Source organism: Enterobacter sp. R-25 (assembly GCF_049913205.1).
GTDB classification, from domain to species: Bacteria; Pseudomonadota; Gammaproteobacteria; order Enterobacterales; family Enterobacteriaceae; genus Enterobacter; species Enterobacter ludwigii.
This window is the reverse complement of sequence record NZ_CP183982.1, coordinates 4,703,155-4,726,419: the sequence shown is the minus strand read 5'-3', so window position 1 is coordinate 4,726,419 and position 23,265 is coordinate 4,703,155. Positions and strand designations below refer to the sequence as shown.

At 52.6% G+C, this 23,265-nt stretch carries 18 protein-coding genes, 1 tRNA gene and 2 rRNA genes; 11 read left to right on the top strand and 10 right to left on the bottom strand.

What is annotated here, in order from left to right:
- Positions 1–83 precede the first annotated feature (83 nt).
- From ACN9MQ_RS22585 to rrf, 3 genes are all read left to right on the top strand, one after another.
- Positions 84–159 (top strand) — tRNA-Glu (locus tag ACN9MQ_RS22585).
- A 192-nt stretch (positions 160–351) separates the two neighbouring features.
- Positions 352–3,256 (top strand): 23S ribosomal RNA (locus tag ACN9MQ_RS22580).
- Between the two features lie 63 nt (positions 3,257–3,319).
- Positions 3,320–3,435, top strand: a 5S ribosomal RNA gene (rrf, locus tag ACN9MQ_RS22575).
- Between the two features lie 74 nt (positions 3,436–3,509).
- On the opposite strand, the gene mobB is transcribed toward rrf, so the two are convergent.
- Positions 3,510–4,013 carry a molybdopterin-guanine dinucleotide biosynthesis protein MobB gene (mobB, locus tag ACN9MQ_RS22570; protein WP_032680055.1) on the bottom strand — a complete coding sequence of 168 codons (504 nt, stop codon included), beginning with the start codon at positions 4,011–4,013 and terminating at the stop codon, positions 3,510–3,512.
- Positions 4,010–4,594, bottom strand: a complete 585-nt coding sequence (gene mobA, locus ACN9MQ_RS22565; RefSeq protein ID WP_348574042.1) for a molybdenum cofactor guanylyltransferase MobA — start codon at positions 4,592–4,594, stop codon at positions 4,010–4,012. Before mobA ends, mobB begins: the two co-directional genes overlap by 4 nt.
- Before the next feature lie 68 nt (positions 4,595–4,662).
- On the opposite strand from mobA, the gene ACN9MQ_RS22560 reads away from it, so the two are divergent.
- The 3 genes from ACN9MQ_RS22560 to dsbA all read left to right on the top strand — a co-directional run bounded on the left by ACN9MQ_RS22560 (position 4,663) and on the right by dsbA (position 6,645).
- Positions 4,663–4,932 carry a YihD family protein gene (locus ACN9MQ_RS22560; protein ID WP_010436801.1) on the top strand — a complete coding sequence of 90 codons (270 nt, stop codon included), beginning with the start codon at positions 4,663–4,665 and terminating at the stop codon, positions 4,930–4,932.
- 75 nt (positions 4,933–5,007) lie between these two features.
- A complete protein-coding gene (locus tag ACN9MQ_RS22555; RefSeq protein WP_020883991.1) occupies positions 5,008–5,994 on the top strand; it encodes a serine/threonine protein kinase in 987 nt (328 codons plus the stop codon).
- A 27-nt stretch (positions 5,995–6,021) separates the two neighbouring features.
- Positions 6,022–6,645: a thiol:disulfide interchange protein DsbA gene (gene dsbA, locus ACN9MQ_RS22550; RefSeq protein WP_020883990.1), complete on the top strand. Its 624-nt coding sequence runs from the start codon at positions 6,022–6,024 to the stop codon at positions 6,643–6,645.
- 24 nt (positions 6,646–6,669) lie between these two features.
- Here the strand turns inward: dsbA and ACN9MQ_RS22545 are convergent, their stop codons facing one another.
- Positions 6,670–7,521, bottom strand: a complete 852-nt coding sequence (locus ACN9MQ_RS22545; protein WP_426021626.1) for an acyltransferase — start codon at positions 7,519–7,521, stop codon at positions 6,670–6,672.
- Between ACN9MQ_RS22545 and ACN9MQ_RS22540 the strand changes: the two genes are divergently transcribed.
- The gene (locus ACN9MQ_RS22540; RefSeq protein WP_226864116.1) at positions 7,418–7,696 is read left to right on the top strand and encodes a hypothetical protein; all 279 of its coding nucleotides are present in this window, start codon (positions 7,418–7,420) and stop codon (positions 7,694–7,696) included. The genes ACN9MQ_RS22545 and ACN9MQ_RS22540 overlap by 104 nt on opposite strands.
- Before the next feature lie 322 nt (positions 7,697–8,018).
- Complete coding sequence (gene polA, locus ACN9MQ_RS22535; protein WP_032679270.1) at positions 8,019–10,811, top strand: DNA polymerase I; 2,793 nt, start codon at positions 8,019–8,021, stop codon at positions 10,809–10,811.
- Positions 10,812–11,123: 312 nt separating this feature from the next.
- Here the strand turns inward: polA and yihA are convergent, their stop codons facing one another.
- Entirely contained in the window at positions 11,124–11,753 is a 630-nt protein-coding gene (gene yihA, locus ACN9MQ_RS22530; RefSeq protein ID WP_014172255.1) for a ribosome biogenesis GTP-binding protein YihA/YsxC, read from the bottom strand.
- A 578-nt stretch (positions 11,754–12,331) separates the two neighbouring features.
- On the opposite strand from yihA, the gene yihI reads away from it, so the two are divergent.
- On the top strand, positions 12,332–12,847 hold the full coding sequence (gene yihI / locus ACN9MQ_RS22525; RefSeq protein ID WP_014172254.1) for a Der GTPase-activating protein YihI: 516 nt from the start codon (positions 12,332–12,334) through the stop codon (positions 12,845–12,847).
- Positions 12,848–13,035: 188 nt separating this feature from the next.
- Complete coding sequence (gene hemN, locus ACN9MQ_RS22520) at positions 13,036–14,409, top strand: oxygen-independent coproporphyrinogen III oxidase (protein ID WP_426021614.1); 1,374 nt, start codon at positions 13,036–13,038, stop codon at positions 14,407–14,409.
- A 64-nt stretch (positions 14,410–14,473) separates the two neighbouring features.
- Here the strand turns inward: hemN and ACN9MQ_RS22515 are convergent, their stop codons facing one another.
- The 4 genes from ACN9MQ_RS22515 to glnA form a co-directional block, all read right to left on the bottom strand.
- Entirely contained in the window at positions 14,474–14,584 is a 111-nt protein-coding gene (locus ACN9MQ_RS22515) for a YshB family small membrane protein (protein WP_032670298.1), read from the bottom strand.
- 110 nt (positions 14,585–14,694) lie between these two features.
- Complete coding sequence (gene glnG / locus ACN9MQ_RS22510) at positions 14,695–16,107, bottom strand: nitrogen regulation protein NR(I) (protein WP_020883985.1); 1,413 nt, start codon at positions 16,105–16,107, stop codon at positions 14,695–14,697.
- Positions 16,108–16,118: 11 nt separating this feature from the next.
- Positions 16,119–17,168 (bottom strand): nitrogen regulation protein NR(II), encoded by a 1,050-nt coding sequence (gene glnL / locus ACN9MQ_RS22505; RefSeq protein ID WP_014172250.1) that lies wholly within the window; start codon positions 17,166–17,168, stop codon positions 16,119–16,121.
- 185 nt (positions 17,169–17,353) lie between these two features.
- Complete coding sequence (glnA, locus tag ACN9MQ_RS22500) at positions 17,354–18,763, bottom strand: glutamate--ammonia ligase (protein WP_014172249.1); 1,410 nt, start codon at positions 18,761–18,763, stop codon at positions 17,354–17,356.
- Between the two features lie 387 nt (positions 18,764–19,150).
- Between glnA and typA the strand changes: the two genes are divergently transcribed.
- Entirely contained in the window at positions 19,151–20,974 is a 1,824-nt protein-coding gene (typA, locus tag ACN9MQ_RS22495) for a ribosome-dependent GTPase TypA (protein ID WP_014172248.1), read from the top strand.
- Between the two features lie 83 nt (positions 20,975–21,057).
- Here typA and ompL read toward each other — a convergent pair whose 3' ends face one another.
- Positions 21,058–21,744: a porin OmpL gene (ompL, locus tag ACN9MQ_RS22490; RefSeq protein ID WP_426021615.1), complete on the bottom strand. Its 687-nt coding sequence runs from the start codon at positions 21,742–21,744 to the stop codon at positions 21,058–21,060.
- Positions 21,745–21,818: 74 nt separating this feature from the next.
- Complete coding sequence (locus tag ACN9MQ_RS22485) at positions 21,819–23,243, bottom strand: MFS transporter (RefSeq protein ID WP_020883983.1); 1,425 nt, start codon at positions 23,241–23,243, stop codon at positions 21,819–21,821.
- Between the last annotated feature and the right edge of the window lie 22 nt (positions 23,244–23,265).

The following is a 23,265-nucleotide window of genomic DNA, read 5'->3' as shown; positions in this document are numbered from 1 at the left end:
TTAAAGAACCTGCCTTTGTAGTGCTCACACAGATTGTCTGATGAAAAGTAAATAGCAAGGCGTCTTGCGATTGAGACTTCAGTGTCCCCTTCGTCTAGAGGCCCAGGACACCGCCCTTTCACGGCGGTAACAGGGGTTCGAATCCCCTAGGGGACGCCACTTGCTGGTTCGTGAGTGAAAGTCACCTGCCGACATATCTCAAAACTCATCTTCGGGTGACGTTTGAGATATTTGCTCTTTAAAAATCTGGATCAAGCTGAAAATTGAAACGACACACATGTTATGTGTGTTCGAGTCTCTCAAATTTTCGCAAACCGGTGATGAATCGAAAGAAACATCTTCGGGTTGTGAGGTTAAGCGACTAAGCGTACACGGTGGATGCCCTGGCAGTCAGAGGCGATGAAGGACGTGCTAATCTGCGAAAAGCGCCGGCGAGGTGATATGAACCTTTGACCCGGCGATGTCCGAATGGGGAAACCCAGTGTGTTCCGACACACTATCGTTAACTGAATACATAGGTTAACGAGGCGAACCGGGGGAACTGAAACATCTAAGTACCCCGAGGAAAAGAAATCAACCGAGATTCCCCCAGTAGCGGCGAGCGAACGGGGAGCAGCCCAGAGTCTGAATCAGCTTGTGTGTTAGTGGAAGCGTCTGGAAAGTCGCACGGTACAGGGTGACAGTCCCGTACACGAAAGCACACAGGCTGTGAACTCGAAGAGTAGGGCGGGACACGTGGTATCCTGTCTGAATATGGGGGGACCATCCTCCAAGGCTAAATACTCCTGACTGACCGATAGTGAACCAGTACCGTGAGGGAAAGGCGAAAAGAACCCCGGCGAGGGGAGTGAAAAAGAACCTGAAACCGTGTACGTACAAGCAGTGGGAGCCTCTTTATGGGGTGACTGCGTACCTTTTGTATAATGGGTCAGCGACTTATATTCTGTAGCAAGGTTAACCGTATAGGGGAGCCGAAGGGAAACCGAGTCTTAACTGGGCGTTAAGTTGCAGGGTATAGACCCGAAACCCGGTGATCTAGCCATGGGCAGGTTGAAGGTTGGGTAACACTAACTGGAGGACCGAACCGACTAATGTTGAAAAATTAGCGGATGACTTGTGGCTGGGGGTGAAAGGCCAATCAAACCGGGAGATAGCTGGTTCTCCCCGAAAGCTATTTAGGTAGCGCCTCGTGAACTCATCTTCGGGGGTAGAGCACTGTTTCGGCTAGGGGGCCATCCCGGCTTACCAACCCGATGCAAACTACGAATACCGAAGAATGTTATCACGGGAGACACACGGCGGGTGCTAACGTCCGTCGTGAAGAGGGAAACAACCCAGACCGCCAGCTAAGGTCCCAAAGTCATGGTTAAGTGGGAAACGATGTGGGAAGGCACAGACAGCCAGGATGTTGGCTTAGAAGCAGCCATCATTTAAAGAAAGCGTAATAGCTCACTGGTCGAGTCGGCCTGCGCGGAAGATGTAACGGGGCTAAACCATGCACCGAAGCTGCGGCAGCGACACTATGTGTTGTTGGGTAGGGGAGCGTTCTGTAAGCCGTTGAAGGTGTCCTGTGAGGGGTGCTGGAGGTATCAGAAGTGCGAATGCTGACATAAGTAACGATAAAGCGGGTGAAAAGCCCGCTCGCCGGAAGACCAAGGGTTCCTGTCCAACGTTAATCGGGGCAGGGTGAGTCGACCCCTAAGGCGAGGCCGAAAGGCGTAGTCGATGGGAAACAGGTTAATATTCCTGTACTTGGTGTTACTGCGAAGGGGGGACGGAGAAGGCTATGTTAGCCGGGCGACGGTTGTCCCGGTTTAAGCATGTAGGCGGAGGTTCCAGGTAAATCCGGTACCTTATTAACGCTGAGGTGTGATGACGAGGCACTACGGTGCTGAAGTAACAAATGCCCTGCTTCCAGGAAAAGCCTCTAAGCATCAGGTAACATCAAATCGTACCCCAAACCGACACAGGTGGTCAGGTAGAGAATACCAAGGCGCTTGAGAGAACTCGGGTGAAGGAACTAGGCAAAATGGTGCCGTAACTTCGGGAGAAGGCACGCTGATATGTAGGTGAAGCCCCTGCGGGTGGAGCTGAAATCAGTCGAAGATACCAGCTGGCTGCAACTGTTTATTAAAAACACAGCACTGTGCAAACACGAAAGTGGACGTATACGGTGTGACGCCTGCCCGGTGCCGGAAGGTTAATTGATGGGGTTAGCGGTAACGCGAAGCTCTTGATCGAAGCCCCGGTAAACGGCGGCCGTAACTATAACGGTCCTAAGGTAGCGAAATTCCTTGTCGGGTAAGTTCCGACCTGCACGAATGGCGTAATGATGGCCAGGCTGTCTCCACCCGAGACTCAGTGAAATTGAACTCGCTGTGAAGATGCAGTGTACCCGCGGCAAGACGGAAAGACCCCGTGAACCTTTACTATAGCTTGACACTGAACACTGGTCCTTGATGTGTAGGATAGGTGGGAGGCTTTGAAGCGTGGACGCCAGTCTGCGTGGAGCCAACCTTGAAATACCACCCTTTAATGGCTGGTGTTCTAACGTAGACCCGTAATCCGGGTTGCGGACAGTGTCTGGTGGGTAGTTTGACTGGGGCGGTCTCCTCCCAAAGAGTAACGGAGGAGCACGAAGGTTAGCTAATCCTGGTCGGACATCAGGAGGTTAGTGCAATGGCATAAGCTAGCTTGACTGCGAGAGTGACGGCTCGAGCAGGTGCGAAAGCAGGTCATAGTGATCCGGTGGTTCTGAATGGAAGGGCCATCGCTCAACGGATAAAAGGTACTCCGGGGATAACAGGCTGATACCGCCCAAGAGTTCATATCGACGGCGGTGTTTGGCACCTCGATGTCGGCTCATCACATCCTGGGGCTGAAGTAGGTCCCAAGGGTATGGCTGTTCGCCATTTAAAGTGGTACGCGAGCTGGGTTTAGAACGTCGTGAGACAGTTCGGTCCCTATCTGCCGTGGGCGCTGGAGAATTGAGGGGGGCTGCTCCTAGTACGAGAGGACCGGAGTGGACGCATCACTGGTGTTCGGGTTGTCATGCCAATGGCACTGCCCGGTAGCTAAATGCGGAAGAGATAAGTGCTGAAAGCATCTAAGCACGAAACTTGCCCCGAGATGAGTTCTCCCTGAGACTTTAAGTCTCCTGAAGGAACGTTGAAGACTACGACGTTGATAGGTCGGGTGTGTAAGCGCAGCGATGCGTTGAGCTAACCGATACTAATGAACCGTGAGGCTTAACCTTACAACGCCGAAGGTGTTTTGGCGATGAGAGACGATTTTCAGCTGATACAGATTACAGAATTTGCCTGGCGGCTTTAGCGCGGTGGTCCCACCTGACCCCATGCCGAACTCAGAAGTGAAACGCCGTAGCGCCGATGGTAGTGTGGGGTCTCCCCATGTGAGAGTAGGGAACTGCCAGGCATCAATTAAAAGAACCCCGTACCGTATGGTGCGGGGTTTTTTGCTTTGGGTTTTTCCCGCTGCCGGAGAGAGCATCAGACAGCACACCAATTCAAAATAAACGCGGCGATCTCCTCAACGTTATTCAAATCCAGTACCGGTATCTCCAGATCCAGGGCTACGTCACTGGCGACTGCAATTACATGCTCATCGAGCGTCAGCTCGTGAACATCATGCCCGGCATGGCTTCTGAACAGCAGGATCTTTGCCACCGCGTCATGCTTAAACCCCTCAACCAGCACCAGATCCAGAGTAGAGTGATCCATCCGACTAACCAGATACATGAGATCCAGCGGCGCTTCATCCGGTGTTTCAGTCATCAATGCCCAGCGCTGATCACTCGCCACCATCGTTTGGGCAGCACCTGCTTTACGCAGCTCATAGCTGTCTTTTCCCGGCTTATCGACATCCATATTGTGATGCGTATGCTTAATTAATCCGGGGCGAACACCTTTAGCGCAAAGCGCAGGGATCAGTTTTTTCAGCAGCGTCGTTTTCCCGGTACCACTCCAGGCTGAAATGGCCAAAACAGGTATCATTTTTTCTCCTGCATCATCTGCAAATCTTCTGTGGTATTGACGTTCATAAACGCCGACTTCAAATCGCTAAAATCGACGGGATGGCCGCCTGACCGGCGCATAAAAGCCATCACCCTGCGCTCTCCTGCCGTCAGGTACTCCTGTAACGCCGGAACTAACGAACGGTGGATCAATGCAACAGCAGGGTGGTCACGCTCACCGTCATGGGCCCAGACAACGGGTGCGCTACCACGAAGCCGTACCATGCGTTCGACAAGACAAGACGGAATAAACGGGGTATCACACGGACAGAAGATAAACCACTCTCCGTGCGACTGCTGCATAACCGAAAGCATACCGGCCAGCGGCCCGGGGTAATTCTCCTGGGTATCCTCGTAAACGGGATACCCGCTACGCTGATAAACATCTCTATGCCTGTTAGCGCTGATGGCCATTGTCATGACCTGGCCCGCAAGCGTATCAGCGACATGCTGCCAGAGTGGCTTACCGTTAAGGAGCTGAAGACCTTTATCTTTCCCCCCCATTCGGGTTGCCTTGCCACCCGCCAGAACAACGCCGATTATTTGCTGGCCATGATTCATGAATATCGCCTCTTTTATTGTGGGATTGACCCTGCTAACGTGTCACTCTCAATGAAAGGAGCACCACCATGAAATGTAAACGTCTGAATGAAGTCATTGAACTCCTCCAGCCGGCCTGGCAAAAAGAGCCAGAGCTTAATCTGATGCAATTTTTACAGAAACTGGCAAAAGAGTCAGGTTTTGACGGCGAACTGACAGACCTTTCTGACGATATCCTGATCTACCATCTCAAAATGCGCGACTCTGCCAAAGACGCTGTTATTCCTGGTATTCAGAAAGATTATGAGGAAGATTTTAAAACCGCGTTGCTGCGCGCACGTGGCGTAATTAAAGAGTAAAAGCTTGTAAGCGGCGGCACCGAAATCGCCACAAGATGATATCCTGAATCATTCGTATAATTTCCGGATGATCGGATGAACGACCAGGCTTTTACTTTCCAGACATTACACCCGGATACCATTATGGATGCGCTGTTTGAACAGGGTATTCGGGTGGATTCCGGGCTAACCCCCTTAAATAGCTACGAAAACCGCGTCTATCAGTTTCAGGACGAGGATCGTCAGCGCTTCGTCGTAAAGTTCTATCGCCCTCAACGTTGGTCCGCAGAACAAATTCAGGAAGAGCACCAGTTTGCTCACGATCTGCTGGATGATGATGTTCCCGTTGCCGCGCCGCTTAAATTTAATAACCAAACGCTGCTCACCCACGAAGGGTTTTACTACGCCGTCTTCCCAAGCCTGGGGGGCCGCCAGTTTGAAGCGGATAATATCGATCAGATGGAGTGGGTTGCCCGATATCTGGGACGCATTCACCAGACGGGACGCAAAGAAGACTTTATTGCCCGTCCGACAATCGGTATTCAGGAATACCTGCTTGAACCTCGTCAGGTATTTGAAACCTCGGCGCTAATCCCCAAAGCGCTTAAGGATAATTTCCTCAACGCGACCGATAAACTTATTGATGCGGTGAAAACCTGCTGGCGCGATGATATTTCCGTTCTGCGTCTGCACGGCGATTGTCACGCTGGTAATATTCTCTGGCGTGATGGCCCGCTGTTCGTCGATCTCGATGATGCACGTATGGGGCCTGCGGTTCAGGACCTGTGGATGCTGCTCAATGGCGATAAAGCTGAGCAACGGATGCAGCTTGAAACGATTATTGAGGCCTATGAAGAGTTTAGCCCTTTTAATTCAGACGAAATTGTCCTGATTGAACCTTTACGCGCGATGCGTTTTGTTTATTATCTCGCATGGTTAATCAGGCGTTGGGACGATCCTGCATTTCCCCGTAATTTCCCGTGGCTTACCGGAGAGGATTACTGGCGCAGCCAGATATCCACATTTACTGAGCAGGTTAAGGTTCTTAAGGAGCCCCCTCTGCAATTAACGCCGATGTATTAATTGGACACACCCAGGAGAGAGTTAATCATGAAAAAAATTTGGCTGGCGCTGGCAGGTATGATTCTGGCATTTAGCGCTTCTGCTGCGCAGTTTACCGACGGCAAACAGTATACGACGCTGGAAAAACCAGTCGCTGGCGAGCCACAGGTTCTGGAGTTCTTCTCGTTCTATTGCCCACATTGCTATCAGTTCGAGCAGGTGCTGCATGTTTCCGATAACGTGAAGAAAAAGCTGCCAGAAGGCACCAAAATGACCAAGTATCACGTTGAGTTCCTGGGCCCATTGGGTAAAGACCTGACTCAGGCATGGGCGGTAGCTATCGCGCTGGGCGTGGAAGATAAGATCACTGCACCAATGTTTGAAGCAGTCCAGAAAACCCAGACAGTTCAGACGACTGCAGATATCCGTAAAGTCTTCGTGGATGCCGGTGTGAAAGGTGAAGAATACGACGCGGCATGGAACAGCTTTGTGGTGAAATCTCTGGTAGCCCAGCAGGAAAAAGCCGCCGCAGACCTTCAGCTGCAGGGCGTTCCGGCGATGTATGTTAACGGCAAATATCAGCTGAACACGCAGGGCATGGACACCAGCAGCATGGATATCTTCGTACAGCAGTACGCGGATACCGTGAAATATCTGGTCGAGAAGAAGTAAGATCAATAAAGAAAAAAACGCCGGTCACTGACCGGCGTTTTTGTATGAAGATTTAATCTTTTCTATCTGTTCATCTTTCTCATTCCAGAGCGTATTCAGCCAACGCTGGAAAAGACGTTTGAATTTCTTATCGTTAACGTAATCCCCGTGCAACCCGTCATCAACCGGCACCAGCTCGATACGTACAACGATCCGCGTCAGCTTGCCGCTGAGCATATCGAAGAACGGTGTCCTGTCGTTTTCCGGATAGCAGAGCGTGACGTTGAGTAATTTATCGAACTGCGCGCCCAACACGTTAAGCGCCATCGCAATGCCCGCAGCCTTGGGCGGCAGCAGGTGCTGATAAGGAGAGCGAGTTTGTTGACGCTTCTCTTCCGTAAAGCGCGAGCCTTCCACGAAGTTCACAATGGTTGTCGGATGCGCGCGAAATTTTTCGCAGGAACGGCGCGTGGTTTCCACATCTTTACCACGACGCTCCGGATGACGAAGCAAATAGCTGCGCGAATAGCGTTTCATAAACGGCATATCGAGCGCCCAGCAGGCCAGACCGATAAAAGGTACCCAGGCGAGCTGCTGTTTCAGGAAGTATTTGTTCATCGGGATATGTTTGCGGAAAAGCACGCATAACACCACGATGTCAGCCCAGCTGTGGTGGTTGCAGATAAGCAGGTACCAGTTCTTTTTGTTGAGGCCTTCAAGCCCTTCCACATCCCACTTCAGGTGTGGGTTCAGGTACAACAGGAACGCCAGTCCTTCACACCAGCAGTACATCATGAAATTACAAAATGCGGATACGGCTCGCCATACCACGGGCACGGGCAGCAGCAACTTAATGATGCCGGCAACAATGATCGGCACAGAACAGGCGACAGTCACCAGAATAGTTAAAATGATGCTTAAAGGTAATGTTATTGCTGCGAGCAATCTCGACATGATGAGCTTTTTCAGATGGTTAGCTGTAAGTGAGCGGCCGGCTATCCGGTGCAGGGCGCTGATTTTATCAGAAATCAGACAAAATAAGGGTGCTTTCATGCCAGGCGTTGCGGGATAACGCCCGGGAGCAGAAGATTTCGCTATAACGGCATGCGGCCCTGGGCTTATATCCACATAGACTAAATTGTCATCAATTGGCCATAAAGATCAAATGAAACATAATAACGCTATGATATATAGCATCTATTTATTATGAGGTATGTACTTTTAGCGTCTGTTATTCCTGTGACGTAAAAGTATGCACAAACTTATCCACAGATTTATTTTTGCGAGCGATCCTCACGATCGCAAAATCTTTTCCTGTATCTGGCGCTAATAACTGATGTTTTCATCCTTCTGTGGCATCCTTTACGCATAAATTGATTAAAGGCACGGACATTATGGTTCAGATCCCAGAAAACCCTCTTATTCTCGTCGACGGCTCTTCTTACCTGTATCGGGCGTACCATGCGTTTCCTCCTCTGACCAATAGCGCAGGGGAACCTACCGGCGCAATGTACGGCGTGCTAAACATGCTGCGCAGCCTGATCCTTCAGTACCAGCCAACCCATGCGGCAGTGGTGTTTGATGCGAAAGGTAAAACCTTCCGCGACGAGCTTTTTGAGCATTACAAATCTCACCGTCCGCCAATGCCTGACGATCTGCGTGCGCAGATTGAACCGCTGCACGCGATGGTAAAAGCGATGGGCTTGCCGCTGCTGGCCGTCTCTGGGGTCGAAGCCGATGACGTAATAGGCACGCTGGCACGTGAAGCAGAAAAAATGGGTCGTCCGGTACTGATCAGTACTGGGGATAAAGATATGGCGCAGCTGGTAACGCCTGGTATCACCCTGATTAACACCATGACCAACACCATCCTGGGGCCTGAAGAGGTGGTTACAAAATATGGCGTGCCGCCAGAGCTGATTATCGACTTCCTCGCGCTGATGGGCGACTCCTCGGATAACATCCCGGGTGTACCTGGCGTGGGTGAAAAGACCGCCCAGGCGCTGCTTCAGGGATTGGGCGGGCTGGATACGCTGTACGCGGAGCCGGACAAAATCGCCGGGCTCTCCTTCCGTGGTGCAAAAACCATGGCCGGAAAGCTGGAAGAGAACAAAGAGGTGGCTTATCTCTCCTATAAGCTGGCAACCATTAAAACCGATGTTGAACTGGAACTGGGTTGTGAGCAGCTGGAAGTGCAGCAGCCTTCCGCAGACGAACTGCTAAGCCTGTTTAAGAAATACGAATTCAAGCGCTGGACCACGGACGTGGAAGCCGGTAAATGGCTGCAGGCAAAAGGGGCCAAACCGGCTGCTAAGCCAAAGGAGACGATTGTCGTTGATGCCGAAGAGCTGGCAGAAGAAGAGGCCATCGCGCTCTCTTTCGACAATTACGAAACCCTCCTTGAAGAGTCACAGCTGGTGGCGTGGATTGAGAAACTCAAAAAAGCGCCGTTCTTTGCCTTCGATACGGAAACCGACAGCCTCGATAACATCTCCGCCAATATGGTCGGCCTGTCATTTGCGACGGAGCCGGGAATGGCGGCCTATGTGCCCGTTGCACATGATTACCTCGATGCACCTGATCAGATCCCGCGTGAGCGTGTGCTGGAGCTGCTGAAGCCGATTCTGGAAGATGACAAGGCGCTTAAGGTTGGGCAAAACCTCAAATATGATCGCGGTATTCTGCAAAACTATGGTATTGAGCTGCGCGGCATTGCGTTCGATACCATGCTGGAATCTTACATTCTCGACAGCGTGGCGGGTCGTCATGATATGGACTCCTTATCCGACCGTTGGCTCAAGCATAAGACCATTACCTTTGAAGAGATTGCCGGAAAAGGTAAAAACCAGCTCACCTTCAATCAGATTGCCCTGGAAGAAGCGGGTCGCTACGCGGCCGAAGACGCCGATGTCACGCTGCAACTGCACCTGAAGATGTGGCCAAAACTGCAGAAGCACGAAGGTCCGCTGAACGTGTTCCAGCACATTGAGATGCCGCTGGTACCTGTGCTCTCGCGCATTGAGCGCAACGGCGTAAAAATTGATCCGACGGTGCTGCATAACCACTCCGGAGAACTGGCGCAGCGGTTGACCGAGCTTGAGCAGAAGGCGCATGAGCTTGCCGGCGAACCGTTTAACCTTTCGTCTCCGAAACAGCTTCAGACCATCCTGTTTGAAAAACAGGGAATTAAGCCGCTGAAGAAAACCCCTGGCGGCGCGCCATCAACGTCTGAAGAAGTGCTTGAGGAACTGGCGCTGGATTACCCGCTGCCAAAAGTGATTCTCCAGTACCGTGGTCTGGCGAAGCTGAAGTCTACCTATACCGATAAACTTCCGCTGATGATCAACCCTAAAACGGGCCGCGTGCATACCTCGTATCATCAGGCTGTGGCGGCGACCGGTCGTCTCTCCTCGACCGATCCAAATCTGCAGAACATTCCGGTACGTAATGAAGAAGGCCGTCGTATCCGTCAGGCGTTTATCGCGCCAGACGACTACCTGATCGTCTCGGCCGACTACTCGCAAATTGAGCTGCGTATTATGGCGCACCTGTCACGCGACAAGGGGCTGCTGACGGCCTTTGCGGAAGGAAAGGATATCCACCGTGCAACGGCGGCTGAAGTCTTTGGGCTGCCGCTGGACAGCGTGACTCACGAGCAACGTCGCAGTGCGAAGGCGATCAACTTCGGTCTGATCTACGGCATGAGCGCCTTTGGCCTTTCGCGCCAGCTCAACATTCCGCGTAAAGAGTCGCAGAAGTATATGGATCTCTACTTCGAGCGTTATCCGGGCGTGCTGGAATATATGGAGCGCACCCGTGCGCAGGCGAAGGAGAAAGGCTACGTCGAAACCCTGGATGGTCGTCGCCTTTATCTGCCGGACATCAAATCAAGCAACGCCGCGCGTCGTGCCGGTGCAGAACGTGCTGCCATCAACGCCCCGATGCAGGGGACGGCGGCAGACATTATTAAGCGCGCGATGATTGCGGTTGATGCCTGGCTGGAAAAAGAGAAGCCACGCGTGAAGATGATCATGCAGGTACACGATGAACTGGTATTCGAAGTCCACAAAGATGATCTGGACACCGTGTCGAAGAAGATCCACGAACTGATGGAAAGCAGCATGACGCTTGACGTGCCGTTGCTGGTGGAAGTGGGCAGCGGTGAAAACTGGGATCAAGCTCACTAAAGGTTCTGCCAATAACGCGCTTTTTATGTAAGTTAGCAACATAACAAAGTGCGTTTTGTGACGATCATTAGAATTCCCTATGTAAAGAATGAAAAAAAACTACAAAAAGTGCTTTTTCTACAGCAAAAAAAGGGGTAGAGTTATTCGCGTAGGGTACAGAGGTAAGATGTTCTATCTTTCAGACCTTTTACTTCACGTAATCGGATTTGGCTGAATATTTTAGCCGCCCCAGTCAGTAATGACTGGGGCGTTTTTTATTGCGGCAAAGAAAAATCCAGGCAAAAAAAAGCGCGGACATCGCCGCGCTCGGTATTACTCTTCTTCCGCTTCCGTCGCGGGTTCCAGCTCGTTGAACCAGCTATCGAGCTTCTGACGCAGCTTGTCGACACCCTGCTTTTTCAGCGAGGAGAACGGCTCTACCTGTACGTCGCCGTTAAAAGCCAGCACCGCTTCGCGAACCATATTCACCTGCGCTTTACGCGCGCCGCTCGCCAGCTTATCCGCTTTAGTCAGCAGTACCAGCACGGCTATCTCACTTGAGACAGCCCAGTCGATCATCTGCTGATCGAGATCTTTCAGGGGATGGCGGATATCCATCAGCACCACCAGACCTTTCAGGCACTGGCGTTTTTCCAGGTATTCACCCAGCGCACGCTGCCATTTGATCTTCATCTCTTCCGGTACTTGCGCGTAACCATATCCCGGTAAGTCGACCAGGCGTTTGCCTTCTGCCACTTCAAACAGGTTAATCAGCTGAGTACGGCCAGGTGTTTTTGAGGTACGCGCCAGGCTCTTCTGATTGGTCAGCGTATTCAGGGCGCTGGATTTCCCCGCGTTAGAGCGGCCAGCAAAAGCCACTTCAATGCCAGTATCAGAAGGAAGGTGGCGGATATCGGGCGCACTGGTGACAAAATGCGTCTGTTGGTAGTTCCAGGTAGTCACGTGGTCGTCTCCAAAATCGTAATCTGAGGGGGATTATACCTGAATGCCGGCAAAAGACTTTTTTGATTGCACAGTGCCTGTAGGTTAAAACCCTGGCGGTTGTGAGAGATCGGCTATGAATACTATGGGAGATTTCAGAGAATTCGCAGGCGTTAAAAAAGCCAAATTGTTTTAAATCATAAGTTTATTCTCGGGTAATTATCTGAAAATCCGTTTTTGTGCCGTTTCGTTGCTTGTCAGTTTAACTGAACAGGGTAAAGTGTGCGTCAGGGCGAGGAAGCCAACAGGAAACAGACTTAAGGATTAGGGTCAGGAGCGCCAGGAGGCGAAGACGCAGGATTGTCAGGATGACCAACGCCTGGAGGCGTTTTAACAGGAAACGGAACCGTATCACGGATGGTATTAGCCAAGGGATAAACAGGGTTTGTTGTTGGCAAACACGGAATGTCTGACCCGTTAAGGGTTGTGAGTCAGGAAAAAAGGCGACAGATTGCTCTGTCGCCTTTTTTCTTTGCTTGCTTTCTGCTAGATTTCGCCGCAATTCTATACTGAAGAAAACGACTTAAAGATAAAACATCATGAAAAAACCGACCTCCGCTGCGGGCGCTAAACGCCCTGCAAAAGCACACCGCAAAACGCGCGAAGAACTGAACCAGGAATCGCGCGATCGCAAACGCGATAAAAAACATCGCGGTCATGCTGCGGGTAGCCGTGCAAACGGTGGTGATGCTTCTGGCGCTTCTGCGAAAAACAAGCAGCAGAAAGACCCACGTATTGGCAGTAAAACACCTGTTCCACTGGGCGTGACAGACACCCCGGTCACTAAGCAGCACAAACCAAAGAGCGAGAAACCTATGCTTTCACCGCAGGCTGAGCTGGATTTGCTGGAGAACGATGAGCGCCTGGACGCGCTGCTGGAACGTCTTGAAGAGGGTGAAACCCTGACCGCCGAAGAGCAGTCATGGGTTGATGCCAAACTGGACCGCATTGATGAGCTGATGCAGAAGCTGGGTCTGTCCTACGACGATGACGAAGACGAAGAAGAAGACGAAAAGCAGGAAGATATGATGCGTCTTCTGAAGGGTGGAAACTAGCATTTGCATCCGGCAGGGACGATAGTCCTGCTAATAACCCTTCCGGTTATATGTTATCTGGTGTGGTTATTCGTTAAACTACGGCGGTTGTCGCGGCGACAGAAGTGGCTGCGCACCCGAGTGATGGCCCGCGATGGGGCCAGAACGGGCCGCCGTATGCGAACGCGACACCAACGGAAGGAGTGAGCATGTCTGTACCAACTATCGACTGGGATTTGGCCCTAATCCAGAAATATAACTATTCCGGGCCGCGTTATACGTCATACCCCACCGCGCTGGAGTTCTCCGATAGTTTCGGCGAAGCGGCGTTTCAGCAGGCTGTCGCGCGCTACCCCGAGCGTCCGCTGTCGCTCTATGTCCATATTCCGTTCTGCCACAAGCTCTGCTACTTCTGCGGCTGCAATAAAATCGTTACCCGTCAGCAACATAAAGCCGATCAGTATCTGGATGCGCTGGAGCAGGAGATTCTGCACCGTGCCCCGCTGTTTGCCGGCCGTCACGTCAGCCAGCTTCACTGGGGTGGGGGGACGCCAACGTATCTGAATAAAGCGCAGATCAGCCGTTTAATGACGCTCCTGCGCAACCACTTCCGTTTTAACGACGATGCTGAAATCTCGATCGAGGTCGATCCGCGCGAAATTGAGCTGGATGTACTGGATCACTTACGCGCTGAAGGTTTCAATCGCCTGAGCATGGGCGTGCAGGACTTCAACAAAGAGGTGCAGCGGCTGGTGAACCGTGAGCAGGATGAAGAGTTTATCTTTGCCTTACTCAACCACGCCCGCGATATCGGCTTTACGTCGACCAATATCGACCTGATTTACGGCCTGCCTAAGCAAACGCCGGAGAGCTTCGCCTTCACGCTGAAACGCGTGGCCGAACTCAACCCGGACCGCCTGAGCGTCTTTAACTATGCGCATCTGCCGACGCTGTTTGCCGCTCAGCGCAAAATCAAAGATGCCGACCTGCCTTCTGCCCAACAGAAGCTGGATATTCTGCAGGAAACCATCGCCTCGCTGACCGAAGCCGGTTATCAGTTCATCGGGATGGATCACTTTGCTCGTCCGGATGACGAGCTGGCTATTGCCCAGCGCGAAGGCGTACTGCACCGAAATTTCCAGGGCTACACCACCCAGGGCGACACCGATTTGCTGGGGATGGGCGTCTCCGCCATCAGCATGATCGGGGACTGCTACGCGCAGAACCAGAAAGAGCTGAAGCTTTACTATCAGCAGGTAGATGACGCGGGCAACGCTCTGTGGCGCGGTATCGCATTAACGCGCGATGACTGCATCCGTCGTGATGTGATTAAGGCGCTCATCTGTAACTTCCGTCTTGATTTCAGCGAGGTGGAAACGCAGTGGGAACTGCATTTCAGCGATTACTTTGCTGATGACCTGAAGCTGTTAGCGCCTCTGGCAAAAGATGGGCTGGTGGATGTTTCAGAACGTGCAATTGACGTGACACCCAAAGGGCGCCTGTTGATTCGTAATATCTGCATGTGCTTCGACGCCTATCTGCGTCAGAAAGCGCGTCTGCAGCAGTTCTCACGCGTCATTTAAGACGTGCCAACATATTTGGCCGGGTAAGGCGAAGCCGCTACCCGGCTTTTTTGTTAGCGACTCTCTAGCTAAACAGCCCAACCAGCGCCGCGCACAGCACAGCAGCAACGGCTGTTTGTGGCGTGTGGCTTTCAGCTGCTCCACTTGAGAGCATATTCACTAATGTTTCCAGCATGATGATCACCCTCACTTTCCGGGCACGATCATACAAAAATCATTGATACAGTAAAGCGCAAAATAGCAGCAATTTGCGCTCAATTAATAACCTTTACACAAGGGTAAAGATCACTCCATGCCAAGCTCTTTCAGCTTACGCGTCAGGGTATTACGTCCCCATCCCAGCAGGCGTGCCGCTTCCTGCTTATGGCCCTGTGTATGGCGGAGTGCGGTGGTCAACAGCGTGCGCTCCATCTCGGGCTGGGCTTCAGACAGCAAGTTTTGATGACCGGAACGCAGCGCGCGATCGGCCCACTGTGCCAGTAGCGTCGCCCAGCTGTCCGGCAATGCATGTCCGGTGCTGCTTTCTGGCGCAGTCGCTTCAAACAGTTCAGCCGGTAAATCCTGAATCAGGACTTCCTGTCCGGCGGCCATTACGGTCAACCAGCGACAGGTGTTTTCCAGCTGACGCACGTTGCCCGGCCACGCCAGGCGGGTGAGGGCGGCATCGGTTTCCGGGTGCAACTGCTTGGCTTCCACGCCCAGCTCACGGGCAGCGACCTGCAGAAAATGACGCGCCAGGCGGGGAATATCTTCACGGCGTTCACGTAGCGGTGGCAAATGAACGCGGATCACGTTCAGGCGATGGAATAAATCCTCACGGAATTTACCTTCCTGGACGCGCTGCTCCAGATTCTGGTGCGTCGCGGCAATAATGCGTACATCGACCTTCACCGGCGCATAGCCACCTACGCGATAAAACTGTCCGTCGGCCAACACGCGCAGCAGACGGGTCTGGACATCCAGCGGCATATCGCCGATTTCATCCAGAAAGAGTGTTCCACCGTCAGCCTGCTCGAAGCGACCCTGGCGAATGGTATTCGCGCCGGTAAAAGCCCCTTTCTCATGGCCAAACAGTTCGGATTCAATTAAATCCTTTGGGATGGCGGCCATATTCAGGGCGATAAACGGTGCTTTTGCCCGCGGGCTGTGGCGATGTAAGGCATGCGCTACCAGCTCTTTACCGGTTCCCGATTCACCGTTAATCAGTACGCTGATGGACGAGCGTGACAGACGGCCAATGATACGAAACACATCCTGCATGGCCGGCGCTTCGCCAATGATGTCCGTCGTGGGCCCGAAGTCAGGCGTGTGACGAGGCTGCTGCTGCTCCTGATAGTGGCTGATCGCGCGCTCAACCAGGGCGACCGCTTCGTCAATATCAAACGGTTTGGGCAGGTAATCGAACGCCCCTTGCTGATAGGCGCTCACCGCGGCGTCCAGGTCGGAATGCGCCGTCATTATGATGACCGGAAGCATAGGATGGCGTTGTTTGATCTGCTTTAAAAGCGCCAGCCCGTCCATTCCCGGCATGCGAATATCCGAAAGCAGCACATCCGGCGTTTTGGTGGTGAGTGCGTCGAGCACTTCGCTGCCGCTCTCAAACGTCGTGCAGCTTAATCCTGCCCCTGTGAGCGCGCGTTCAAGCACCCAACGGATGGAGCTATCGTCATCGACTACCCAGACTATCCCTCGTTGCATAAACGTCACCTTTATTTTTTAATCGGCAGGAAAACCGAAAACTCGGTATGTCCCGGCCAACTGGTAAATTCAATTTTTCCAGAGTGTTGATCGATCAAACTACGGGCAATGGATAACCCCAGGCCGGTACCGCCTTCGCGACCGCTGACCATCGGGTAGAACAGGGTGTCCTGAAGATGCGACGGAATACCCGGCCCGTTGTCCTCAACGTCGATGCGAGCAGCCAGACGATAGCGCACGCCGTGCAGTGTGAGCTGGAACGCGGTGCGGGTGCGCAAAATAATTTCGCCCCCTTCCGGCCCCAGCGCCTGCAGGGCATTACGCACAATATTCAGCAAGACCTGCTCAATCTGATCCGGGTCGTGCGCCAGTTCCGGCAGGCTTGGGTCGTAATCACGGACCAGCGTGACGTTCTCCGGCAGCTCCATTGAGACGAGTTTCACAACCCGCTCAGCCACTTTATGAATACTTTCTGAGACATGCATGCCGGGCTGTTGCGGCCCGAGCAGACGGTCAACCAGGTTACGCAGGCGGTCTGCCTGCTCAATGATGACGTTGGTGTACTCCGCCAGCGCAGGGTCGGGCAGCGCTTTGGTCAGGAGTTGTGCCGCACCGCGTAAGCCACCCAGCGGGTTCTTGATTTCATGCGCCAGGCCTCGCACCAGGTCACGGGCGGCAATTTGCTGGGCATGCTGAAGTTGCTCCTGGCTCAGGCGGCGCTGATTATCCATCGGTGCCATTTCAAGCAGGATCAGCCCTTCAGGAAGCCGTTGTGCGGTAAGCGATAAAATATGTGAGCGCCCGTCGATCACCAGCGTGACTTCGTTATCGGTAAAGCCCTGACCGGCCTGCAGACTTTCCTGCATCAGGCCAATATTCAGCGAGAAATAGCTCAATAATTCCGGAAGCGGGGTGCCAAACAGTTTGCGTGAGCTCTGGGCGAGCAGCTGCTGCGCCGCCGGGTTGGCGTAATGTACGGCCAGCTCGTCGTCGACCAGCAAAATACTGTTAATCAAAGAATTGAGGATCTGCCCAGCATCGGGCAGCGTGCCAGTTGCCATTCAGCAGTCTCCTGGAGTTGGTTGCACTAATTTAGTGCAGTATAGCTTTTTCGTCGTAAAAAGCGCGTGAGATCAGTTTGTTGGTGGAGAAAAAAGCCCATCCGGAGATGGGCTGAAAGTTTCCACGGCAACAAATAAAAGCTTGTGAGATCGCGCGTAAAAGGGCGCGCGAAACTCATTGAAACTTAAACGCTGTAGTACAGTTCGAACTCAACCGGGTGTGGCGTCATACGCACACGGTCGTTCTCTTCAGTACGCAGGGCGATGTAAGCATCGATAGCGTCGTCAGTGAACACGCCACCCGCAGTCAGGAACTCGCGGTCTGCGTCCAGCGCCTGCAGGGCTTCTTCCAGAGAGCCTGCAACCTGTGGGATCTCTTTCGCTTCTTCTGGCGGCAGGTCGTACAGGTTTTTGTCCATAGCTTCGCCTGGGTGGATCTTGTTCTTGATACCGTCCAGACCCGCCATCAGCAGTGCTGCGAAGCACAGGTATGGGTTAGCAGCAGGATCCGGGAAGCGAACTTCGATACGACGCGCTTTAGGAGACGCTACCACAGGGATACGGATAGAAGCAGAACGGTTACGCGCAGAGTACGCCAGCATGACCGGTGCTTCGTAGCCTGGGACCAGACGCTTGTAGGAGTTAGTGGTTGGGTTCGCCAGGGCGTTGATCGCTTTAGCGTGTTTGATTACGCCGCCAATGTAATACAGAGCCTGCTCAGACAGACCGGCATATTTGTCGCCAGAGAACAGGTTGGTTCCGTTCTTGGACAGAGACATGTGGCAGTGCATACCGGAACCGTTATCGCCAAACATTGGTTTTGGCATGAAGGTCGCGGTTTTACCGAAACGGTGCGCAACGTTGTGCACAACGTATTTGTAGATCTGAATTTCGTCTGCTTTTTTGGTCATGGTGTTGAAGCGGGTTGCCACTTCGTTCTGACCCGCAGTCGCCACTTCGTGGTGGTGAGCTTCAACCACCAGGCCCATCTCTTCCATCACCAGACACATGGTGGAACGGATGTCCTGAGCGGAGTCGACCGGAGGAACCGGGAAGTAACCGCCTTTAACGCCAGGACGGTGACCTTTGTTACCACCTTCGTATTTGGTGGAGGAGTTCCATGCACCTTCGATATCGTCGATGGCAACGTGGGAGCCAGAAATAGAGGCACCGAAACGGATGTCATCAAACAGGAAGAATTCTGGCTCTGGCCCGAACAGTACGGTGTCTGCGATACCGGTTGAACGCAGGTACTCTTCAGCGCGTTTCGCGATGGAGCGTGGGTCGCGGTCGTAGCCCTGCAGTGTGCCTGGCTCGAGGATGTCGCAACGGATGATCAGGGTTGGTTCTTCGAAGAACGGATCAATGACCGCAGTGGAAGCGTCAGGCATCAGAACCATGTCAGATTCGTTGATACCTTTCCAGCCGCCAATGGAGGAGCCGTCAAACATTTTGCCTTCTTCAAAGAATTCGGCGTTTACCTGATGAGCAGGAATAGTGACGTGCTGTTCTTTACCTTTGGTATCGGTGAAGCGCAGATCAACAAACTTCACTTCATGTTCGTTCAGCATCGTCAAAACGTGTTCAGCGGACATACTTAACTCTCCAGATTGGTCATTGTCGTCGTGGTAACGAGGTCTTCAATTTCTGTCTTGGGCTGGCTGTGTGCCATTTTTTTGCCGTATTTTTATAAAGCGAAATCTGTGCCAACTTTTAAAACACCCCAAAAAGGCGTTATCATGCGCACCATAGTGCAAAAGTGCTGCACCACAATGGTTATGTTGCACCAGTATAGTGCTTCAGTGTGAACACTGAGCACCATATTGGTGCAATTTTCGTTAAAGTGCCCTTTTTACGCTCCGTGAAAGCGATCACAAAGCATCTCTGCAATACTTGTTTGCGGGGGATGTTTGTGATCCTGTTTTGTAGTGCGATTAATCCGTGTACAATAACGCGCTATTTCTAATGCCTGAGGCAAAGTTGTGATCGAAAATTTGCGTAACATCGCCATCATCGCGCACGTCGACCATGGTAAAACCACCCTGGTTGATAAGCTGCTGCAGCAGTCCGGTACGTTTGATGCTCGTGCCGAAACTCAAGAGCGTGTGATGGACTCCAACGATTTGGAGAAAGAGCGTGGGATTACTATCCTCGCGAAAAACACCGCTATCAAATGGAATGACTACCGTATCAACATCGTTGATACCCCAGGGCACGCCGACTTCGGTGGTGAAGTTGAGCGCGTGATGTCCATGGTGGATTCCGTGCTGCTGGTGGTTGACGCATTTGACGGCCCAATGCCGCAAACGCGCTTCGTGACCAAAAAAGCATTTGCCCATGGCCTGAAACCTATTGTTGTTATCAACAAGGTTGACCGTCCGGGCGCGCGTCCTGACTGGGTTGTTGATCAGGTATTCGACCTGTTCGTTAACCTCGACGCGACCGACGAGCAGCTGGACTTCCCTATCATTTACGCTTCGGCGCTGAATGGTATCGCGGGTCTGGATCACGAAAATATGGCGGAAGACATGACTCCGCTGTATCAGGCGATTGTCGATCACGTACCGGCTCCGGATGTTGATCTTGATGGTCCGCTGCAGATGCAGATCTCCCAGCTGGACTACAACAACTACGTTGGCGTTATCGGTATCGGCCGCATCAAACGCGGTAAAGTGAAGCCGAACCAGCAGGTTACTATCATCGATAGCGAAGGCAAAACCCGTAACGGTAAAGTGGGCAAAGTGCTGACTCACCTGGGTCTGGAGCGTATCGACAGCGAACTGGCTGAAGCGGGCGACATCATCGCGATTACCGGTCTGGGCGAGCTGAACATCTCTGACACCATCTGCGATCCGCAGAATGTGGAAGCGCTGCCAGCCCTGTCTGTTGATGAACCAACGGTAACCATGTTCTTCAACGTCAACACCTCTCCGTTCTGTGGCAAAGAAGGTAAATTCGTTACCTCTCGTCAGATCCTTGACCGCCTGAACAAAGAGCTGGTGCACAACGTTGCGCTGCGCGTTGAAGAAACTCAGGATGCTGACGCATTCCGCGTTTCTGGTCGTGGTGAGCTGCACCTGTCTGTTCTGATCGAAAACATGCGTCGTGAAGGTTTCGAAATGGCGGTTTCCCGTCCGAAAGTTATCTTCCGCGAAATCGACGGCCGTAAACAAGAGCCGTTCGAGAACGTAACGCTGGACGTTGAAGAGCAGCATCAGGGTTCTGTTATGCAGGCTCTGGGTGAGCGTAAAGGCGACCTGAAAAACATGAATCCAGATGGCAAAGGCCGCGTACGTCTCGACTACGTGATCCCAAGCCGTGGTCTGATCGGTTTCCGTTCAGAGTTCATGACCATGACGTCCGGTACCGGTCTGCTGTACTCCACCTTCAGCCACTACGACGACGTGCGTCCGGGTGAAGTTGGTCAGCGTAACAACGGCGTTCTGATCTCCAACGGTCAGGGTAAAGCGGTTGCGTTTGCGCTGTTCGGTCTGCAGGATCGCGGTAAGCTGTTCCTGGGTCACGGTGCTGAAGTTTATGAAGGCCAGATCATCGGTATTCACAGTCGTTCTAACGACCTGACTGTAAACTGCCTGACCGGTAAGAAACTGACCAACATGCGTGCGTCCGGTACTGACGAAGCAACGGTTCTGGTTCCACCGATCAAGATGACCCTGGAGCAAGCTCTGGAGTTCATCGATGACGACGAACTGGTAGAAGTGACCCCACTGTCTATCCGTATCCGTAAACGTCACCTGACCGAGAACGATCGTAAACGTGCAATGCGCGGTGCGAAAGAAGAGTAATACGGTCAATCCGTAGGCCGGGTAAGCGCATGCGCCACCCGGCACGTAAAAAGCCGCTGAGCGATCAGCGGCTTTTTTTATTATCAGAACGAATACCTTAACCCCAGGCGGATACGGTACTGCTCGCGGTTGTAATCATTCCATCTGTCCAGCCACTGAAGCTCAAGATAGGGCAGCCAGTTTTTATCGATTTTATAGCTAAATTTGTGGGTGATTTCCCAGTGATGGTCTTTGCCATTTTTGCTGTGGTAATCGTTCACGCGCTGGAAAAAATGCGGTTCAAAGGTATAGAAAAACGCATCCGTTACCTTGAAATTCAAATAGTTAGCGAATTCGTGGGTGTCGTTTTTATCCATCTGGCCGTTGTAGTCCGGCGTATCGTAATTGTTGTGGTTATAGCGATAGCGGAAGGTCAGGTTAAACCAGTCGAGAAATTTATAATTGGTATCCAGATAGATAGCGCCTCCGGACCCGGCGCTGCTGTCATTCAGTAAACCGCCAGGCTGAAAGGTGAGTTTATCGGTCGGTTTAAAAAGCGGATACCACCCTTCAATTTCGTTATAGCTGTGCTTAAGCTCGTCCCATTTGCCCACGTTATAGGCGTTAGTGAACATCAGCCCCGCGCCCTTATCGAAGTTATAGCCGGCACGCAGGATCACTTCGTGCAGTTCAGAGGCCGTATTATAGGCTTCGCGCGTTTCGACATAGGCGCCGGCAACTGTCGAGCAGGACACAGACGACACAACCAGTGCAGTAACGATTCTTTTCATAATCAGTCCATGTATGAGGTACAGAAAGGCCCCCCTCCTGTTACACAGGAAGGGAATCAGGGCCGGATTTATTGTTATAAAGTGACTGCTGACGCTTTATTGTTGGTGGTTAACTCAGGGGGTTTTGCGGGTTGTTTTTTCCGTTTTCCAATCTCCTCAATAATAAAGGCGAAGCGTGCTTCGTTGAGTTTATAAAAGAGTCCCATGGTTATCGCGGCAACGATCGCCAGGCCGCACGGCCAGAGAAAAATTAGCTGACGGAGCCCCAGTAGCGTGCCCGCACTCTGCACGGCGTGTGGAATGTAGCCAATCTGCGTCAACATAATGCCCGGCAGGAAACCGGCGAGGGCGGCGGAGATTTTGCGTGAGAAGGTATAACCGGTATAAACCGACCCTTCGGCGCGAATGCCTGTTTTCCACTCGCCATAATCCACGGTATCGGGCACCAGCGCCCAGTTGAGGCTGTTTACGAATGCCGTACCGAAAAAGGCCATGCAGGAAAAGAGCACAAAGAGCAGGGAGCTGGTTCCCCAGAGGAAGTTCATTACGTCGCCCACGGCCCACAGCGTCAGCCCGCCAAGGTAGACCGGCTTCTTGCCGAAGCGCTTAACCGCGCCAGGCACCAGAAACACGCCAACCAGAATGCAGCCCATACTGAAAAAACCCATCCACGACAGCAGATGCAGATCGTTTAGCACGTACTGGGTGTAGTAGACCTGAATCGCCAGTTTGATATTAAACGCGGCGAGGGTGCAAAGGTTGGCGATACACAACACCAGCAACGGCGGGTTGCGGAAAATGGCACAGAAGGATTTCAGGATGCCAGGCTTATGATGATCGGGCGTGACCTCCACATAGCGCTCTTTCACACCGCTGTAGCACCACCACATGCAGAACAGACCGCCGGTGACGAACACCAGTGCGGCCACCAGATAGCCGAGAGAGGGCTGGCTGACAAACAGCGCCTGGATTGGCATAAACCCCACGGTGCAGAGCAATAACCCAACCGTTGCGCCACCCTGACGCCAGGCCGCAAGCTGCGCCCGCTCGTTCGGATTTTTAGTGATGGCGGGAACCATCGCGCCATAAGAGCAGTTCATCAGGCTATAACAGAGGCCAAACATCATGAAGAGCAGGGTGGCGATAGCGGTTTTCACCGTCAGGCTAAAATCGGTGGCCACAAACTGCGCCGTGGCCACCAGGGCAACCGGCACCGAGGCATAAAGAATAAACGGCCTGAATTTGCCTCTGGCACCGATGTTACGCCGCGAATCCAGCAACACCCCGGTCAGCATGTCGGTGAATGCGGTAAAGAACTTCGCTACCAGGAAAATAATGCCGCCATAAAAAGCGGGCATGCCCAGTTCATCAGTATAAAACTTCAGCAGATACAGCGTGCCAATACAGAGCATCAGGTTAGAGCCAAAATCGCCCATCCCGTAGGCGCACTTTTCGCGCAGGCTCAGCTTCAGGGTTAACGGATCACTCTTGTGTGTCATGGTCGATCCTCACAGCGCCCCG

What these genes read in the sequence shown, in the direction of transcription:
- mobB (WP_032680055.1), bottom strand. Translation starts at nt 4,013, where the DNA reads ATGATACCTGTTTTGGCCATTTCAGCCTGGAGTGGTACCGGGAAAACG.
- glnG (WP_020883985.1), bottom strand. Translation starts at nt 16,107, where the DNA reads ATGCAACGAGGGATAGTCTGGGTAGTCGATGACGATAGCTCCATCCGT.
- yihI (WP_014172254.1), top strand. Translation starts at nt 12,332, where the DNA reads ATGAAAAAACCGACCTCCGCTGCGGGCGCTAAACGCCCTGCAAAAGCA.
- ACN9MQ_RS22515 (WP_032670298.1), bottom strand. Translation starts at nt 14,584, where the DNA reads ATGCTGGAAACATTAGTGAATATGCTCTCAAGTGGAGCAGCTGAAAGC.
- polA (WP_032679270.1), top strand. Translation starts at nt 8,019, where the DNA reads ATGGTTCAGATCCCAGAAAACCCTCTTATTCTCGTCGACGGCTCTTCT.
- ACN9MQ_RS22555 (WP_020883991.1), top strand. Translation starts at nt 5,008, where the DNA reads ATGAACGACCAGGCTTTTACTTTCCAGACATTACACCCGGATACCATT.
- glnA (WP_014172249.1), bottom strand. Translation starts at nt 18,763, where the DNA reads ATGTCCGCTGAACACGTTTTGACGATGCTGAACGAACATGAAGTGAAG.
- glnL (WP_014172250.1), bottom strand. Translation starts at nt 17,168, where the DNA reads ATGGCAACTGGCACGCTGCCCGATGCTGGGCAGATCCTCAATTCTTTG.
- dsbA (WP_020883990.1), top strand. Translation starts at nt 6,022, where the DNA reads ATGAAAAAAATTTGGCTGGCGCTGGCAGGTATGATTCTGGCATTTAGC.
- ACN9MQ_RS22560 (WP_010436801.1), top strand. Translation starts at nt 4,663, where the DNA reads ATGAAATGTAAACGTCTGAATGAAGTCATTGAACTCCTCCAGCCGGCC.
- hemN (WP_426021614.1), top strand. Translation starts at nt 13,036, where the DNA reads ATGTCTGTACCAACTATCGACTGGGATTTGGCCCTAATCCAGAAATAT.
- ACN9MQ_RS22540 (WP_226864116.1), top strand. Translation starts at nt 7,418, where the DNA reads ATGAAATTACAAAATGCGGATACGGCTCGCCATACCACGGGCACGGGC.
- mobA (WP_348574042.1), bottom strand. Translation starts at nt 4,594, where the DNA reads ATGAATCATGGCCAGCAAATAATCGGCGTTGTTCTGGCGGGTGGCAAG.
- ACN9MQ_RS22485 (WP_020883983.1), bottom strand. Translation starts at nt 23,243, where the DNA reads ATGACACACAAGAGTGATCCGTTAACCCTGAAGCTGAGCCTGCGCGAA.
- ompL (WP_426021615.1), bottom strand. Translation starts at nt 21,744, where the DNA reads ATGAAAAGAATCGTTACTGCACTGGTTGTGTCGTCTGTGTCCTGCTCG.